Origin of the sequence: Streptomyces sp. NBC_00076 (genome assembly GCF_045041235.1) — a bacterium.
Taxonomy (GTDB): Bacteria; Actinomycetota; Actinomycetes; order Streptomycetales; family Streptomycetaceae; genus Streptomyces.
Window position 1 is genome coordinate 1,337,948 of sequence record NZ_CP108242.1, and the last position, 16,713, is coordinate 1,354,660.

General features: G+C 70.9%; 15 protein-coding genes and 2 pseudogenes. 7 read left to right on the plus strand and 10 right to left on the minus strand.

Going from position 1 to position 16,713, the window contains the following annotated elements; translation table 11 throughout:
- Positions 1-75 precede the first annotated feature (75 nt).
- Entirely contained in the window at positions 76-300 is a 225-nt protein-coding gene (locus OHA64_RS06165) for a hypothetical protein (protein ID WP_405609056.1), read from the plus strand.
- Positions 301-321: 21 nt separating this feature from the next.
- Here OHA64_RS06165 and OHA64_RS06170 read toward each other — a convergent pair whose 3' ends face one another.
- Both OHA64_RS06170 and OHA64_RS06175 read right to left on the minus strand, forming a co-directional pair.
- Positions 322-921 carry a hypothetical protein gene (locus OHA64_RS06170; protein WP_405609059.1) on the minus strand — a complete coding sequence of 200 codons (600 nt, stop codon included), beginning with the start codon at positions 919-921 and terminating at the stop codon, positions 322-324.
- Positions 922-1,010: 89 nt separating this feature from the next.
- Positions 1,011-1,241, minus strand: a complete 231-nt coding sequence (locus OHA64_RS06175) for a hypothetical protein (RefSeq protein ID WP_405609062.1) — start codon at positions 1,239-1,241, stop codon at positions 1,011-1,013.
- Between the two features lie 532 nt (positions 1,242-1,773).
- On the opposite strand from OHA64_RS06175, the pseudogene trxA reads away from it, so the two are divergent.
- Positions 1,774-2,190, plus strand: a pseudogene (gene trxA, locus OHA64_RS06180) (thioredoxin); the annotation flags it as partial.
- 136 nt (positions 2,191-2,326) lie between these two features.
- On the opposite strand, the gene OHA64_RS06185 reads toward trxA, so the two are convergent.
- The 3 genes from OHA64_RS06185 to OHA64_RS06195 form a co-directional block, all read right to left on the minus strand.
- A complete protein-coding gene (locus tag OHA64_RS06185) occupies positions 2,327-3,763 on the minus strand; it encodes a benzaldehyde dehydrogenase (RefSeq protein WP_405609065.1) in 1,437 nt (478 codons plus the stop codon).
- A gap of 224 nt (positions 3,764-3,987) precedes the next feature.
- On the minus strand, positions 3,988-5,022 hold the full coding sequence (locus OHA64_RS06190) for a LacI family DNA-binding transcriptional regulator (RefSeq protein WP_405609068.1): 1,035 nt from the start codon (positions 5,020-5,022) through the stop codon (positions 3,988-3,990).
- Positions 5,023-5,181: 159 nt separating this feature from the next.
- On the minus strand, positions 5,182-5,853 hold the full coding sequence (locus OHA64_RS06195; RefSeq protein ID WP_405609071.1) for a TetR/AcrR family transcriptional regulator: 672 nt from the start codon (positions 5,851-5,853) through the stop codon (positions 5,182-5,184).
- 118 nt (positions 5,854-5,971) lie between these two features.
- On the opposite strand from OHA64_RS06195, the gene OHA64_RS06200 reads away from it, so the two are divergent.
- Positions 5,972-6,535, plus strand: a complete 564-nt coding sequence (locus OHA64_RS06200; RefSeq protein ID WP_405609074.1) for an NAD(P)H-dependent oxidoreductase — start codon at positions 5,972-5,974, stop codon at positions 6,533-6,535.
- A gap of 187 nt (positions 6,536-6,722) precedes the next feature.
- On the opposite strand, the gene OHA64_RS06205 is transcribed toward OHA64_RS06200, so the two are convergent.
- On the minus strand, positions 6,723-7,691 hold the full coding sequence (locus OHA64_RS06205) for a TerC family protein (protein ID WP_405609077.1): 969 nt from the start codon (positions 7,689-7,691) through the stop codon (positions 6,723-6,725).
- Between the two features lie 246 nt (positions 7,692-7,937).
- On the opposite strand from OHA64_RS06205, the gene OHA64_RS06210 reads away from it, so the two are divergent.
- The 3 genes and pseudogenes from OHA64_RS06210 to OHA64_RS06220 all read left to right on the plus strand — a co-directional run.
- The gene (locus OHA64_RS06210; protein ID WP_405609080.1) at positions 7,938-8,912 is read left to right on the plus strand and encodes an alpha/beta hydrolase; all 975 of its coding nucleotides are present in this window, start codon (positions 7,938-7,940) and stop codon (positions 8,910-8,912) included.
- Positions 8,913-9,216: 304 nt separating this feature from the next.
- Positions 9,217-10,206 (plus strand): helix-turn-helix domain-containing protein, encoded by a 990-nt coding sequence (locus tag OHA64_RS06215; RefSeq protein ID WP_405609083.1) that lies wholly within the window; start codon positions 9,217-9,219, stop codon positions 10,204-10,206.
- A 51-nt stretch (positions 10,207-10,257) separates the two neighbouring features.
- Positions 10,258-10,506, plus strand: a pseudogene (locus tag OHA64_RS06220) (MarR family transcriptional regulator); the annotation flags it as partial.
- 166 nt (positions 10,507-10,672) lie between these two features.
- On the opposite strand, the gene OHA64_RS06225 reads toward OHA64_RS06220, so the two are convergent.
- Positions 10,673-11,596: an NADP-dependent oxidoreductase gene (locus OHA64_RS06225; RefSeq protein ID WP_405609086.1), complete on the minus strand. Its 924-nt coding sequence runs from the start codon at positions 11,594-11,596 to the stop codon at positions 10,673-10,675.
- A gap of 179 nt (positions 11,597-11,775) precedes the next feature.
- On the opposite strand from OHA64_RS06225, the gene OHA64_RS06230 reads away from it, so the two are divergent.
- Positions 11,776-12,969, plus strand: a complete 1,194-nt coding sequence (locus OHA64_RS06230; RefSeq protein ID WP_405609089.1) for a CaiB/BaiF CoA transferase family protein — start codon at positions 11,776-11,778, stop codon at positions 12,967-12,969.
- Positions 12,970-12,991: 22 nt separating this feature from the next.
- Here the strand turns inward: OHA64_RS06230 and OHA64_RS06235 are convergent, their stop codons facing one another.
- The 3 genes from OHA64_RS06235 to OHA64_RS06245 all read right to left on the minus strand — a co-directional run bounded on the left by OHA64_RS06235 (position 12,992) and on the right by OHA64_RS06245 (position 16,695).
- A complete protein-coding gene (locus OHA64_RS06235) occupies positions 12,992-13,822 on the minus strand; it encodes a transglutaminase-like domain-containing protein (protein WP_405609092.1) in 831 nt (276 codons plus the stop codon).
- 112 nt (positions 13,823-13,934) lie between these two features.
- Positions 13,935-14,603, minus strand: a complete 669-nt coding sequence (locus tag OHA64_RS06240) for a formylglycine-generating enzyme family protein (RefSeq protein ID WP_405609095.1) — start codon at positions 14,601-14,603, stop codon at positions 13,935-13,937.
- Between the two features lie 31 nt (positions 14,604-14,634).
- Positions 14,635-16,695, minus strand: coding sequence for a beta-galactosidase (locus tag OHA64_RS06245; RefSeq protein WP_405609098.1), 2,061 nt, complete (start codon positions 16,693-16,695; stop codon positions 14,635-14,637).
- Between the last annotated feature and the right edge of the window lie 18 nt (positions 16,696-16,713).

Below are 16,713 nucleotides of genomic sequence, written 5' to 3' on the forward strand. Positions count from 1 at the left end.
GGCCCGCCACGCCCCACGCCGGATACCAAGGCGAAGAAGCCCAGGCGAAGGGTCTTTTTGTGGATCTTCCTTGGCGTGCAAGTGCTGTTCTTGATCTGGATCATCACTGGGGTAAACGCAGCTAACGACGACCCTTCCTGTGAAGGGTTGACGGGCGATGCGCTTGAGCTGTGCCGGGATGCGGGAGACGCCGGAACCGCGATTGGTGTAGGCCTGATCATCGGCTTGTGGGCGGCCGTGGACATCATCCTTGGGGTCACGTACGGCATCTACCGGCTCAGCCAGAGGCGGCAACCGTGAGTCCGAATCTACGACCCTCAATTACTTAATGATGATGTTGAACTGGGCGTTGCCATTGCTGTCCTCGAACTGCAGCGTGCCGGAGACGTTCGGGACGCCCAGTACCTCGGTCGCCTTGATGTGCTCGCCGGGACGCGGGGCGGGCGTGCTGGAGAACGGGTCGTAAGGGACCAGTTTGGGGTCCTCGGGGCCAACCTCGAAGACAGGGCTGATCGCTTCCCCGTTGCTACCGGACCAGCGCGGGCTCTCCAGCCAAGAGGTATCCCATTCTCCGGTCGTGCCGAGGTTCTTGACCTGCATGGAATAAACCACGTACTGCTGTCCGGCGTCCGCCTTCGAGTCGCCGATCGCAGTGGTGTTATCGACAGCCAGCAGAGTGATCTGAGCAGGCCCGTCCTCGGTCGTGACGGTGATCTTTTGCCCGGCTTTCAGCTCACGCGGCGTCTGCGGCGGCGGTGACGTGGTCTGCGGCGGCGAGGTCGTCGGGGGCGACACTCCTTCCACCCCCGTCAGTGTCGGCGTCGGGGACACCTGATCGTCTCCACCGCCTCCGAAGGCTGCTGCGCCGCCGCCGAAGGCCAGGGCCGCGACGACAGCGATGCTGGCGGTCTTGTGCTTCATGACGATCTTCTACTCTTCGCGGGGTCAGTCGGCCCCCCTCGCTTCCAAGCATGCGCCCGCATCCCCCGTGACGCTGGGCGGGGCTGTGCCTACCAGGAGCCGCTCTGAGGCGCCACGGCGCGGCGCAGGATGCCTGCCAGCGGCGTGTCCGCCTTCATGGTGCAGAACAGGCCGATGGTCTCCAGCGCGTCGGCCAGCTCGTCGCGCGTGAGGTGCATCCGCAGATCGCGAACGTTCTGCTCGTCGTCTGTGGACGTGGCAAGCACGGCCATAGCGGTCAGGGCGTTGTCGGTCTCAGGGGTGATGGTGCAGCGGGACATGGTGATCACTTCTTCGGGGGTGATGGGCGCTATGTCCGTTTCGACGGTACGCCCTGATCCGGCGCTCAAGTACCCGTGCCGCATTCAGATTTGGCGTCCGGGATGAAGGGCGTTCAAGGCTGGCTGCAGGGTTGAACAGCGAGGCACGTCGGAGGTGTCCACAGGACACACTCAGGACACCAGGCAACGAGAAACGACGGGCGACGTTCGCAACCATTCGCAGTCGATCTGCCCAGCTCAGAAGCACTTTCGGGTATCGCCGCAGGTAGCCCAGGACACCGGATTAGTACTGGTCCTACTGGTGTGACAGGAGCGAGTGCTGTCCGCCCGAAGGGGAGCATGGGGTCGCGCGATGGGTTGTATCTCGACGGTACGCCCAGCACTTTTGGCTCGCCGGAGGTTGAATCGAGCGCCAGCGTTCATGGCGCAGCTACCGGCGGCCGGAATAGCCCGAGTCGGCGCGGTGCTGTGGCTGTGTGGGGTTGCTGCGGCTGGGTAGGCGCCCGCCACCGGCGAGGCCCTACGAGGCCGTGAGAGTGCGATACAGAAGGAGACCCAAACAGTGACCAGCACCGTGGAGCTCACCAAGGAGAACTTCGACCAGACGGTCACGGACAACGAGTTCGTTCTGATCGACTTCTGGGCGGAATGGTGTGGTCCGTGCAAGCAGTTCGCGCCGGTCTACGAGAAGGCGGCCGAGGGGAACCCCGACCTGGTGTTCGGCAAGGTGGACACCGAGGCGCAGCCGGAGCTGGCCGCGGCCTTCGGTATCCAGTCGATCCCGACGTTGATGATCGTCCGTGACCAGGTCGCCGTGTTCGCCCAGCCGGGCGCCCTGCCCGAGGCCGCCCTGACGGACGTCATCGGTCAGGCCCGCAAGCTGGACATGGACGAGGTCCGCAAGTCCGTCGCCGAGCAGCAGGCCCAGGCCGAGCAGAACGGCGAGTAGGGCCGGAGCACGTGCCCGCTCGAGGGCGCGTGTGCGCCGGCGAACGCGTATCCGCGGGCGGTGTGCCCGCGGATACGCGTTCCCGCAGCTTGCGTTCCCACAGCTCGCGTGCCCGCTGAAGGCCGCGTGCCGGCGGCTAGAACGGGTAGGTCGCCACATCCCCGCGGACGGTCGTCCAGCGCACCTCCGTGAACGCATCCAGGTTGGCCTCGCCGCCGAAGCGGGCACCGGTGCCGGACGCGGCGATGCCACCGAAGGGGGCGACGGCCTCGTCGTTCACGGTCTGGTCGTTGATGTGGACGATGCCGGTCGGGATGCGTTCGGCGAGGTCGAGGCCGCGGGCCGCGTCCCGGGTGACGATGCCGAGCGAGAGGCCGTAGGGGCCCGCCGCCGCCAGCGCGGCCGCCTCGTCGGGCGTACGGAACGACCTGACGGGCGCCACGGGACCGAAGACCTCCTCCGCGTACGCGGGGGTCCGGTCGTCGACGTCGGCGAGGACCGTCGGCCGGTAGAACCGGCGGTCGTGGGTGCCACCCGCGGCCAGCCTGGCGCCGTGGGCGGTGCTCGCCTCCACCAGAGCGCTCACCTTGGCGAGCTGGCCGTCGTCGATGATCGGACCGAGGTGGACCTGCTCGCGGTGCGGGTCACCGACGGCCAGTGAGTCGGCCCGGGCGGCCAGCCGCTCGACGTAGTCGCCGTAGAGGGACTCGTGCACCAGGTGACGGCCGGTCGTCATGCAGATCTGGCCCTGGTGGAAGAAGGAACCCCAGGCTGCCGTGGAGATCACCGCGTCCAGGTCCGCGTCCTCCAGCACGATCAGGGCGGAGTTGCCGCCCAGTTCCAGATGGGCGCGCTTGAGGTGGCGGCCTGCCGCCTCGCCGACGGCGCGGCCCGCCGCGGTCGACCCGGTGAACGAGATGACGGGGATCCGGGGATCGGCGACCAGGGCCTGGCCGGCGTCGGGGCCGCCGGGCAGTACGTGCAGCAGGCCCTCGGGCACGCCTGCCTCGGCGAAGATCGCGGCGAGGGACAGTCCGCCGCAGACCGCGGTGCGCGGGTCCGGCTTCAGGACGACGGCGTTGCCGAGGGCCAGCGCCGGGGCGACGGAGCGGATGGACAGGATCAGCGGGGCGTTGAAGGGGGCGATCACGCCCACCACGCCGGCCGGGACCCTGCGGGTGTAGGACAGCCGGGCGGCTTCGCTGGGCAGGACCTGTCCGGCCGGGCGGGAGGCGAGCGCGGCGGCCTCGTAGCACTCCTGGGCGGCGACGTGCAGCTCGAAGTCGGCCTTGCCGGGTATGGACCCGGATTCACGCACCAGCCACTCGCGCAGTTCGTCGGCGTGCGTGGTGAACAGGTCGCCGGCCTTGCGCAGCACCCCGGCCCGGACGAAGTGCGGGAGCCGGGACCACTCCGCCTGGGCACCGCGGGCCGTCTCGGCGGCTGCTGCGACGTCCTCGGCGGTGGCCAGGGAGACGGTACCGAGCATGTCGCCGGTGGCGGGCTCGGTGACGGTGTGTTCGGGTCCCGACAGGGTGCGGGACTGCCAGGTCTTGGGGTCGAGCAACGACATGACGGCTCTCCGTTCGGTCACCGGCGGACGCACGGGGGCAACGGTGGTCACGCGCCGCACTCCCATGTGGTTGAGCATGCAACATCTTAGTCGTGTCGCACCACACGCGGAGTGCCCGCCGCGCCCGGGCACGACACAGCTCCGATCACACGTCGCGGAGTTGTGCCCATCCTGTGCGGGGCATCCCGACGCACCCGAGACGCCCGCCGTGGACCCCGTCGGCGTCAGCTGGAGTCGCGTTGCACCGTCGACGCCCCGAGCACCTTGTGCGCCTCGGGTGCGGCGCTGGGATCACGTACCGCACGGTCGACCAGTTCGGCGAGGTCGCGGCCCGACGGAAGCTCGATGTGGACCGTGCTCAGCCGTGGCCGCAGCAGCCGTCCGATCATGAGGTCGTCGGCGCCGATCAACGCCGCGTCCTCGGGGATCCGGACCCCCTCGTCCAGCAGGGCGCGCATCAGCAGCATCGCGTACTCGTCGTTGTACGCGAACACCGCGTCGAGGCCGAGGTCGGGCCAGCGGGCGGCGAGCTTGGCGGCGGACAACTCATCGTAGGCGAGGGGCAGTTCGGTGACCGTGGCATCCGTGCCGCGCAGGGCGTCCCGGACGCCTTGGAGGCGGGGCCCGGAGAAGGACTCCAGCGCGGCCTCCCGCGGTACGACGACACCGATACGGCGCCTGCCGCGGGCGTACAGATGGGTGCCCGCGCAGTGGCCTACGGCCTCGTGGTCCATGAGCAGGGCGTGGGCCCCCTCGACGGAGTCGGGCCCCAACGTGACCACGGCCCGGGCACCGGAGCGCTTGAGCACCGTCACGCCCTTCGGGCCGAGGTCGGAGCCGGGCAACAGCACGGCGACCGGCCGCAGTTCGGCCCAGGCGCGGGCGGCGTCGTCGCCCTGGAGTCCGACCGCGCCGTACTGCACGACCGTGTAGTCGAGGCGCCCCAGCTCCCACTGGAGCTCAGCGAGGAACCGGGCGTAGAGCGGGCCCACCGGGAAGTCCGGCGCGGGCATCAGCACGATCCGGCTGTGTCCGGCGCGCAGGCTGCGGGCCGCGGCGTGCGGCACGTACCCGAGTTCCTTCGCGGCCTCATGGACGCGACGGCGGGTGGGCTCGCTGATCCGGACGGCACTGGTGTTGTTGAGGACATAGGAGACGGTCGCGCGCGAGACGCCGGCCAGGCGGGCCACATCGGCGCTCGTGGGCACGGAACGCTGTAAGGGCGACGGGGGCGTGGGTGTTTTCGGTATCTGCACCATGACGTACCGCATCTTTGCAGAACCTGTTCGCGGGCTTTCGAGTGGGGGAACTTCGCGACCGAATCGGTTACGGGGGCATGTACCGGTCCAGGCACCTCACGCTCGCCCGCGCACCGTCAGCCCTTCAACCCCTCAGCACGTTGACGGACTGTCGACCCGTCAGCCCGACAGCCCGACAGCCGGTCTACCCGTCACCCGGTCGACCAGATCGTCCCATCCGGTCTCCAGCCGTTCCAGCGGCATCCCGCACTGCCGGGTCAGGTGGTGGATCAGGACAGGACTCAGGTACCCCATGAGCGTGTGGGAGAGAAGTTCGCTGTCCGCGCCCGGCACCGCCTGCCGCAGCAGCAAGGTGACATGACCGCGCGCCACCACGCGGGGCGGCACGGAGAAACGGCGGTTCGGGCTCGGTTCGGCCGCCAGTTGGAGGTCCAGTTCGTCGACCGAGCGACGCAGCATGGCCCGCCCGAAGGCCCGCAGCCGGTCCACGGGCGGCGCTCCCGGCCCGAGCGGGGCCGGGCCGCTGAGGAAGGCGGCCTGGAACTTCTTCTCGGAGTGGTCGAGCAGCGCCGTCAGCAGGCCCGTACGGTCACCGAACCGGCGGAAGACGGTGCCCTTGCCGACGTTCGCCGCGGTCGCCACCGCCTCCATCGTCACTCCGGCCGCCCCGTGCTCCGCAACCAGTCGTGCGGCGGCCTCCAGCAGTCTGGCACGGTTGCGGGCGGCGTCGGCACGCAGGGACGGCTCGTCCTCCACGCCGCCGAGCTGGAGCAACTCGGGTGCGGCGGCCGACCACTGCGGTTCGGCGAACGGGGGCGGAAAGGCGGACATGACGCCAGCGTAAAGCATCGGGGAGAAAACTGGACCTCGGTCCGCTTCGGGTGCTACAACGTTAAACGGACCTCGGCCCGGATCGTAACGGCACTGTTTCAGCCCCTTGGAGTTTCGCATGTCTGTTCGCATCCTCGCGCTCGTCGGCAGCCTTCGCGCCGGTTCGCACAACCGCCAGCTCGCCGAGGCGGCAGTCAAGCTCGTTCCCGAGGGCGCCGACGTGGTGCTGTTCGAGGGCCTGGCCGACATCCCGTTCTACAACGAGGACCTCGACGTCGAGGGGAGTGTCCCGGCCCCTGCGGCCAAGCTGCGTGAGGCCGCCCAGGCCGCCGACGCCTTCCTGCTGTTCTCGCCCGAGTACAACGGCACCATCCCGGCCGTTCTGAAGAACGCCATCGACTGGCTGTCCCGGCCGTACGGCGCCAGTGCGTTCGGCGGCAAGCCGGCCGCCGTGGTCGGCACCGCCTTCGGCCAGTACGGCGGTGTCTGGGCGCAGGACGAGACCCGCAAGGCCGTGGGCATCGCCGGCGCCAAGGTGATCGAGGACATCAAGCTCTCCATCCCCGGCTCCGTGACCCGCTTCGCCGAGACCCACCCGGCCGACGACGCCGAGGTCGCCGCGCAGCTGACCGAGGTGGTCACCCGTCTGCACGGCCACGCGGACGGCACCGCTGCCGCCTGATCCGTGCCCCGAGGTCCCGGGAGGGGCCGGAGTTCGCGCTACGCGGCAGGTCCGCGGCGTTCCGCGAACCCCGGCCCCTTCGCGTCGCCCGTCAGGTCGACCCGCTCCCGCTCATCGCCGGCGAATACCGCTCGCGGTCCAGCCCCTCCAGGCGCCTGAACCGAGATCGGGATGAGACGGCCGCCCGTCAGATCCCGCCCTGTGCCTGCGCGGCCTCCTGCTTCTTCGACGCCCTCAGGCTGGTGATCGTGGTGACCACCAGGACGAGCACGATGAACCCGAGCGAGAACGGGATGCCGATCTCCGGGACGTGGACCCCGGACTCGTGCAGCGCGTGCAGGACCAGCTTGAGGCCGATGAACCCGAGGATGATCGACAGACCGTAGCTGAGGTGGACCAGCTTCCTCAGCAGGCCGCCGATGAGGAAGTACAGCTGCCTGAGCCCCATCAGGGCGAACGCGTTGGCGGTGAACACGATGTACGGGTCCTGGGTCAGCCCGTAGATGGCGGGGATCGAGTCGAGTGCGAACAGGACGTCAGTGGAGCCGATCGCGAGCATCACGACCAGCATCGGGGTCATGACACGCTTGCCGTTCTCCTCGATCCACAGCTTGGTGCCGTGATATCGGTCAGCCACGCCGAAACGCTTCTCCACCGCTTTCAGCAGCTTGTTCTCCTCGTATTCCTCGTCGTGGCCATCCTTGCGGGCGTCCTGGATCAGCTTCCAGGCGGTCCAGATCAGGAAGGCACCGAAGAGGTAGAACACCCAGGAGAACGTGGAGATGATCGCCGCTCCGGCCGCGATGAAGCCCGCGCGCAGCACCAGGGCCATGATCACGCCGACCATCAGCACCCGCTGCTGGTACTGGGACGGCACCGCGAACTTCCCCATGATCAGGACGAACACGAAGAGGTTGTCGACGCTGAGCGACTTCTCGGTGACGTACCCGGCGAAGAACTCGCCGGTGGGCTTCGCGCCGGCATAGAGGAACAGCCCGACGCCGAACAGACAGGCGAGGACGACCCAGACGACCGTCCAGGTGCCCGCCTCCTTGATGGATACGTCATGGGGTTTTCGACCGATGAAGAAATCCGCCGCCACGAGGGCGCACAGGGCCGCGACGGTCAGCAGCCAGACGGTGAGAGAGACGTCCACTGGTACTCCTGATGCATGGGGGGCATCGACAGCGTTGTCAGCGCATCCGACGGCTTCCACCGACAGCAGGTGAAGAACAGGCCATGACCTGGCAAAGAACAGCAGGTCACGGCAAGGCCTGGCGGGAAGTCGATGGTCCCACCCGCCAGACGGCGGGCAGCTTCCGCCGGACGGCGGCCCTCCCGAAAAGGGCATATGCGCGGAACATGGCGTCACGAGCCGCCGTGCTTCGCGTGAGGAGACGCCATGAGTCATGTCCCACCCCCGTTCGACCCCGAACTGGCCGCCACCCTCGATCTGATCAAGGACGTCGTGTCACCCGGCCTCACCCCGGACGAGATCGACGCCGTCCGCCAGGGCCCGGGCATCCAGATGTTGGCCGATCTGGATCTGACCATGGGCGGGTTCTTCGAGGTCGAGGACCGTACGGTGCCGGGGCCCGAGAACGCTCCGGCGATCTCGCTGCTGATCTGCCGTCCCGTCGGCCGGGCGATCGGGTCCTTGCTGCCCGTCCTGTACCACGTGCACGGCGGCGGCATGATCATCGGCAACAACCGGGTGGGGGTGGACGGTCCGCTGGCCTGGGCCAAGGAGCTGGGCGCGGTCGTGGTGTCGGTGGAGTACCGGCTGGCGCCCGAGCATCCGCATCCGGCACCCGTCGAGGACGTCTACGCCGGCCTGGTGTGGACGGCGGACCACGCTGTCGAGATAGGGGGCGACCCGGAGCGGATCGTCATCGCGGGGGCCAGCGCGGGTGGGGGGCTGAGCGCGGCACTGGCCCTGCTCACCCGGGACCGCAAGGGGCCGCGGCCGATCGGCCAGCTGCTGATGTGCCCCATGCTGGACGACCGCAACGACACTCCGTCCTCCCACCAGATGGCGGGCCTCGGCGTCTGGGACCGGACGGCGAACGAGACCGGCTGGTCGGCCCTGCTGGGTGAGCTGCGCGGCGGTCCGGACGTACCCGCGTACGCGGCGCCGGCCCGCGCGGAGGATCTGTCCGGTCTTCCTCCCGCCTTCCTCGATGTGGGCTCCGCGGAGACCTTCCGGGACGAGGTCGTCGCCTACGCCTCCCGCATCTGGCAGGCCGGTGGCGTGGCCGAGCTGCATGTGTGGCCCGGCGGCTTCCACGGCTTCGACGGCTTCGCTCCCCAGGCCGCCCTGTCACAGGCGGCCCGCGCGGCCCACCTGACCTGGCTGCGGAGGCTGCTGGGCGACTGAGGCCCACGGGAGCCGGAGGCGGACCCGGAGCCGGTGCCTGATCGGATCGGGCTGTCGGGCTCCGAGCACATGGGCCCCGGGGGCGGCGCGGTGGGGACGTAGGACCGAAGGCTTGCGGGCGAGAAGTTCCGCCACCTACGCGCCGCAGGCCTGTGGGCCTGTTGCGCACGCACAGCCGCAGGCCCGCGGGCCCACCTCACGCGTACAGCCGCAGGCCCCGCCAACCACCGCGCGTTCGGGCCCGCCCGACGGAATCCCAGCGCAGGGCTCCACGGAACGTGACCGCATGCCGCACCATGGGCATATGAAAGAGCTGGCCGGGCGCCTGACCGCGCTGGACCCGGACGCTGGTGCCGCCGTCCAGGTCATCGCCTACTTCGACCGGCTGGCCGAGTCCCGGGCCGGCCTGGAGGCACTGGTGCGCGGGGCGGCGGTGCTGGCCGGGGTGCCCGCCCGACTGGTCGACGCCGAGCGGCGGGTGCAGGTGCGGGTCGAGGCCGAGGGCACGCGCCGGGACCTGGGCGGCCCGCCCGACCCCGGGTGGCCCTCCGTCGCGCTGACCCCGGACGGACCGCCCGCCCTGTGGCTGGAGCGGACGGAGGCCGGGCCCAGCGTCGTCGACGCGGTGATCCTGGAGCGGGCCGCCGGCGCCGTACGCCTCGTCCTCGATCGCACCCGGGGCCGGGCCCCCGCCGACGACCCCGCGCTCGTCGAGACCGTCCTGGACGCCACGGCTCCCGATCAGGCCCGCCTGCACGCCGCCCGCGGGCTGGGCCTGGACCCCGCGGCACCCGCCCGCGCGCTGGCGCCCGGCGACGGGAGACCCCGGATCGTCCCCGCGCACCCGGACGCCGCACTGCCCGCAGGCCGCCTCGGGGTCGGCCCGGCCGTCCCGGTGCTCGACCTGCCACGCTCCTGGACCGCGGCCCGTACCGCCCTGCGCTTCACCGCCGACGGCACCGCCCAGGATCCGGGCCAACGAGTGGTGTACGCCGACGAGCTCGGCGGAGTCGCCCTGCTGGCCGACCTGGTCGCACCGGGCGCCGAACCGCCGCCGGACGTCCGCGACCTGGACGCGGCCGCCGCGTCCGCGCCCTGGCTGCTTCCCACCCTGCACGCGGTCGCCTCGACGGCGAGCCTGCGCGCGGCCGCCGCCGAGGCCAACGTCCACCACTCGACGCTCCAGGACCGCCTGACCCACGCCGAGCATCTGCTCGGCTGGCCGGTACGCACCCCTCAGGGCCGCATCCGACTCCATCTCGCCCTGACGATGCGGCACTTGGCGCGACCGTGACCCGCGCACCGGCGGTCACCGGGAACCGTCACCGGAACTCGAGTGTGCGGGAGCACTCCCCACCTGGTGACCCGGCTGGAGGACCGCGGACCGCTCTCCCGCTACCTGTGCCCCACCGACCGCCGCGGCAGACACACGGACGTCACCGAGGCGGGCCTCGAGCTGCTCCGAGAGGCACGCCCCACGAACGCGGCCGCCCTGCGCGAGGCCCTGGACCAGGCGGCGCAGAACCCCGAACTGGCCCCGCTCGTACGGGCGGTGGAGACGCTCGGGGTGGAGATGCTCGGCGCGCCGGCCTGAGGCCGACGGAACGTCAACGCTCCTCCCGCGTCACCGCTCCCCCGGCCTCGCCGTCCACCAATGCGCGGCACGCGCCGGCCTTCAGCACGCACCGGCGCGCAGCATGGGTCGGCCCTCAGCATGGGTCGGCCTTCACCTGCGCCAAGCCGCACCGTTCAAACGGCCGTCAGCGTTCGCCGACCGTCAGCACCAGTTTCCCGCGCGTGTGGCCCTCGCGGCTGAGGCGCCAGGCCTCCGCGGCCTCGGCGAGCGGCAGTGCCCGCGCGACGGTCACGGAGAGCCGGCCCTGGTCGGCCAGTTCCGCGAGTGCCGTCAGGCCGGCCGCGTCGGGCTGCACCCACACGTAGTGGCCGCCGGACTCGGCCGCGGCCGCGTCGACGACCGACGCAAGGCGCTCGGGGCTCTTCAGAACCTGCCGTGAGACGTCCACCGCGTCCCCGCCCACGAAGTCGAGGGCCACGTCCACCCCGTCCGGGGCCACCTCGCGGATCCGGTCGACGAGTCCGTCGCCGTAGGTCACGGGCTCCGCGCCCAGGCCGCGTACGAAGTCGTGGTTGCGCTCGCTCGCGGTGCCGATGACCCGGGCACCGAGGGCGGCGGCGATCTGGACGGCGCACATGCCGACACCGCCCGCCGCGGCATGGACCAGGACGGTGTCACCGGCGCCGACCCCGGCCCGCTTGATCGACTGATAGGCGGTGAGCCCCGCCAGCGGGAGCCCCGCGGCCTCCTCCCAGCTGAGGGAAGCGGGCTTGCGGGCGAGCATCCGTACATGGGCGGCGGCGAATTCGGCGTAGGAGCCGAGCTGCACCCAGTCCTTGCGGATGTAGCCGTACACCTCGTCGCCGGGCGCGAACTCATCGACGTCCAGGCCGACCTGTTCGACGACTCCGGCCACGTCCCAGCCGGGAATCATCGGGAAGCGCACCTCCATGATGGGGTCGAGGTATCCCTCCGCCAGCTTCCAGTCCACCGGATTCACTCCGGCCGCCTTCACGCGGATGAGTACCTCGCCGGGGGCCACCTTGGGCTCCGGATGGTCCACCAGTTCCAGGTCCTGACCGTATTTCTGCAGTGCGATGGCCTTCATGGTCACCATGGAATCACACGCCTCGCGGCCGCACTTTTCAGGCGTGCGTACCTGGCTCTTGGCGTGCGCGGCCGACGCGGCGCACCAGCCCGCGACCCTGGAAGCTCCGGGAAAAGCACAGGTCAGCGGGGATGGATGCCGTTGACAGCGTCTTCAACGCGCCCGTACAAATGGGCCCCATGAGCCTCCCGCAGCGTCCCCTGTCCGGGATCACGGTGGTCAGCCTGGAGCAGGCCGTCGCCGCCCCCTTCGCCACCCGCCAACTCGCCGATCTCGGCGCCCGGGTGATCAAGGTGGAGCGGCCCGGTGACGGCGACTTCGCCCGCCGCTACGACACGACCGTCCACGGACACTCCAGCTATTTCGTCTGGCTCAACCGGTCCAAGGAGTCCCTCACCCTTGACCTGAAAGATCCCCGGGGCCGCGAGATCCTGCACCAACTCCTGGACGGCGCCGACGTGTTCGTACAGAACCTGGCCCCGGGCGCGGCCGACCGCCTCGGGCTCGGCGTCGGCGCTCTCGGGGACCGGCACCCCCGGCTGATCCCGTGCACGATCTCCGGGTACGGCACCTCCGGACCCTGGGCCGACCGCAAGGCGTACGACCTGCTGGTGCAGTGCCAGACCGGCCTGGTGTCCCTCACCGGGACCGCCGAGGAGACCGCCCGGACGGGGATCTCCGTCGCCGACATCGCCGCCGGTATGTACGCCTACAGCGGTGTGCTCACGGCCCTGTACACACGCGCCACCACCGGCACGGCACATCCGGTGGAGGTGTCCCTGTTCGAGGCGCTCGCGGAGTGGGTGAGCCAGCCCGCCTACTACACCCTGTACGGCGGTGCCCAGCCCCCGCGCCTGGGCACCCAGCACGCCACCATCGCCCCCTACGGCGCCTTCACGGCCGCCGACGGCAAGGACGTGCTGTTCTCCATCCAGAACGAGCGTGAGTGGATCGCTCTGTGCGCGCGCTTCCTCGGCAGCCCCGAGCTCGCCGAGGACCCGCGCTTCGCCACCGGTTCCGACCGGGTCGCCCATCGCGAGGAGCTCAACGGCATCGTCGCCGAGCGCGTCGCCCGCTCCGACGCCGAGCGGATCCTCGGGGAGTTGGAGGGCATCGGCATCGCGTGTGCCGGTGTCAACGACGTGGCCGCGTTCCTCGACCACCCGGTCCTGGCGGATCGTGACCGCTGGCGAGAGGTGGGCGTACCCGGCGGCGAACGGGTGCGGGCGCTGCTGCCGCCGGCCGACCTGGCGGGACTCCCGGCGCGGATGGACCCCGTACCGGCGGTCGGCGAGCACACCGAGGCGATCCTCGCGGAGCTCGGCCGCGGTCACGACGACATCGCGGCGCTGCGCGCCGGCGCAGTGATCTGATCGACTCCCGTGGCGGACGCGGTCAGCCGACCATGCCCTGCGGGACCGCCAGTTCGTCGTGCGCGAACAGCCGGGTCAGGGCCGCCTGGTCCTCGGCGGCGCAGGTCTCGGCCACTCGGTCCACGAGTTCGTCGTACTCCGCTCCGGTGCTGCCCTCGTAGGCCTCGGTCATCCGGCCCCACTCGTCCCAGGGCAGCATCTCCCGCTTGCCCAGCGCGGCGAGGTCGCGGACGGTGTTGCCGCTGATCTCGGCGGGACCCCAGGCGTGTTCGGTTCCGACGACCCCGAACATCTGTGGGTCGATCAGACCGGCGCGGTACCGCTGCCAGGCCTCACCGCCGGTCAGGAACTCGCCGGGCGCGAGGTCCTCGTGACGCTCGACGAACCCCTTGCCCAGGTGTTCCGTGTCGACTCGCACCCAGCGTCGCTCGGCGTCGTGCCAGTACTCGGTGACCCAGTGGTCGGCGCCGCGCCCCTCCACGAAGTAGGTGCCGAAGCCGCAGCGGGCCCGGGACGGTACCCCCCTGGCGCGCAGCAGCGCGCAGGCCAGGGTCGCGAAGTGGCGGCAGCTGCCTACGACCCGCTTCTCCGGTGGCCGGGCCCGGTGCAGCGGAGCGGGGTCGAGGGCGGTCAGTGCCGAGACCAGTTCGCTGACCGGGCGGATGTCCTTCTCAGCGATCCTGGCGTCGGGTATGCCGAGCGGGACGGCGTCGAACGGCTGGATGAACAGGCTCTGCACGGCGGCGCAGATGCCGACCGGGTCGTCCGGAAGTCCTTCCGTCAGCTCCGACTGCTCGACGCGGAGGCGGGTGAGCGGCCCGGGCCGGGCGTGGTCGAGCTGGGTATCGGTCATGGCAGGCATGCTAGGGGGCGGGTCTGACAATCCGGCGGCGTCGGATGCGCGGGGTCGGGCCCGCAGCCGCGCAGCGGTGATCTCGGTCCTCGGCACTCAACCCCTGGTTCGGTCAGGACCTGCCCGCCGCGGAACGCGCGACCCGGAACCCCACGTCGTCGACGCGGAACGTCGGGTGGCTGCGGCGGCGGACCGACGCCCGGCAGCTCCAGTGTTCGTCGAACCAGCCGCCGCCGCGCAGCACCCGGTAACTGCCGTAGACCTCGGGGTCGTAGAGGTCCCAGCACCACTCCCAGACGTCGCCGAGCATGTCGTGCAGGCCCCAGAGGTTGGGGCGTTTGCCGCCGACCTCGTGGATCCGTTCGTCCGCGTTGCCGCGGTACCAGGCGATCTCGTCGAGGGGCCCGTAGCGCGGTCCGGTCGTGTCGGCGCGGCAGGCGTGCTCCCACTCGGCCTCGGTCGGCAGCCGGTACCCGTCGGCGTCCGGGTCCCACTCGGCGTCCTCCCCGTCGGCGGAGAGGCGGTAGGCCGACGGCAGTCCGGCGTGCTCGGACAGGGCGTTGCAGAACCGGATCGCGTCCCACCAGGAGACGCCCTCGACGGGCAGCCGTTCCCCCGGCGTGGTGCTCGGGCGGCCGCCGGTCACCCGGGCGTACTGCTCCTGGGTGACCGGGTGTGCCGCCAGCCGGTAGGGCGCGAGCCGCACGTCCCAACGTCGCTCGGTGCGCCGGTCGGACAGCGTGACCCGGCCGGCCGGAACGGCGATCATCTCGTCTTCCATGCCCGGATGATCTCACCAAGCGGCGGCTGCCCTACGGGAGTTCGTCCGTGAGCACCTTGACGTCCCAGGGGCCGAGCGGAACCTCCCGCGCGTACTCCGTGTCGGAGAGCACATCCCGGACCGCCCTCGGCACGGGCACGGACGCCGGCTCCCAGGACCAGTTGTGCAGGAAGCGCACGCGGCGGCCGTCGCGTGCGGTGGCCGAGGCCGAGGTGACGCTCGGGTGGGACGGCCGCCACGGGTCGGCGGGGGCCGCCCACGCGAACAGGGCGCGGGCGAAGGCTGCGTCGGGGACGGTACCGACGTAGGTGATCCGTCCGCTGCCGTGAGGGTGTGTGGTGGCGGCGGGCCAGCGGCCGAAGTGCGGGTGCTCGTAGGTCGCCAACTGCTCGGCTCCCTGCGCTTGGAGACCGTCCACCCAGTGCAGGGCCCCGGCTCCGGGCGGCAGGGGCAGGGTTGCTGTGCCGGTCACCGGGAGCGCCGCGGCCAGATTGCTGAACTCGTCGTAGGTGACCCCGGCCGCCTCGGCCAGCCGCGCGGGCTGGACGTCCGTGCGGGCCCTGGCCTCGGTGTCGCCGTAGGCGGTACGCGGGCCGAGCACGAGGTGGCCGCCCGCCTCGGCGTACGCCCTGAGCCGGTCGAGGGTGTCGTCGTCGGCCGCGTAGAACGCGGGGACGACCAGCACCGAGGGCAGCGTGCCGTCGGCGAGTTGGCCGGGGTGCAGGACGCGGGCCTGAAGGCCGGCGTCGAAGGCGCCCCGGTAGAAGGCGTCGAAGACCCTCTCGTACGACCGCCCGTCCGGGCCCCCGTCGGGGGTGGCCAGCGGTGGCTGCGCCTGGAGCGCCCACTTGCTGGGACCGTCGTACAGGAAGGCCACGTCGGCGTCGGGGGTGAGCGTCGCCACCAGGTCGCCGGCCTTCTCCAACTCGGCGCCCAGGGCCGCGAGTTCACGGTAGACGCGGCCGGGCCTGCCGTTGTGGGGCACGATTCCGCCCCAGTAGGTCTCGGTGCCGAAGTGCAGGGTGTGCCAGTGCCAGTACTCGATCATCGAGGCGCCCCGCGAGACGAGCGCCCAGGCGGCCTGCCGCCACTGGCCGTCGTAGGCCGGGCGGTTGTTCCAGGGGTAGCTGATGGCCTGGGCGTTGGTCTCCGTGACCAGGAAGGGTTCCTGGCGGGAGGCGTACATGCGGTCGGCGCTGCGGTACAGCGCCCAGGTCCCGTTGGTCGTCCAGTCCTGGCTCACGCCGCCCGCGTCCGGAAGTTCCAGGGCGTCCTGCATCGTGTAGTACGGGTTGCCCGCGGTGACGTCGAGCCGTTCGGTCAGCTTGTCGTCCTCGACGGCCGGGCGGTCGTAGGAGATGCAGGTGGTGACGAACTGGCCGGGGCGGGTGTACTCGCGCACGATGTCGGCCTGCCAGGCGATGAACTCGGTGACGAGCTTCGCCTGGAAGCGCCGCCAGGCCAGGTCGTACTGCGGCTGGGCGTTGCCGTCCGGGGTCCACAGGTCGGCCCAGGTGGACAGGCGGTGCGACCAGTAGACCAGGCCCCATTCGTGGTTCAGGGTCTCCACATCCCCGTACCGCGCCCGCAGTTCGTCGACGAAGCGCTGGAACACGCCGTGGTTGTGCAGGAGGTGCAGGCCCGGTTCGTTGTCGACCTGGAAGCCGATCACGGCGGGGTGGTCGGCGTACCGGGCGACGATCTTGCGGATGATCCGCTCGGCGTGGAAGCGGAACGCGGGGTGCGTGAGGTCGACCTCCTGGCGGCCGCCCCAGTCGATGCGCTCACCCGTGCGTCCCTCCCCCGCGATCTCGGGGTACTGCCGGGCCAGCCACGGCGGGACGGCGTAGGTCGGGGTCCCGAGGATCACCGAGATGCCCCGCTCGTGCGCGCCGTCCAGGACCGGCTGCAGCCAGTCGAGGTCGAAGCGGCCGTTCTCCGGCTCCCAGGTCGACCACACGGACTCGCCGACCCTGATCACCGTGAAGCGGGCCTCGGCCATCAGGTCGAGGTCGTCCTTGAGCCGCTCGTACGGCTGGTACTCGTGGTAGTAGGCGGCGCCGAACAGAACGCGGCGGGGAAGCTCGAACATCCTTCTCCAATCAGGTGC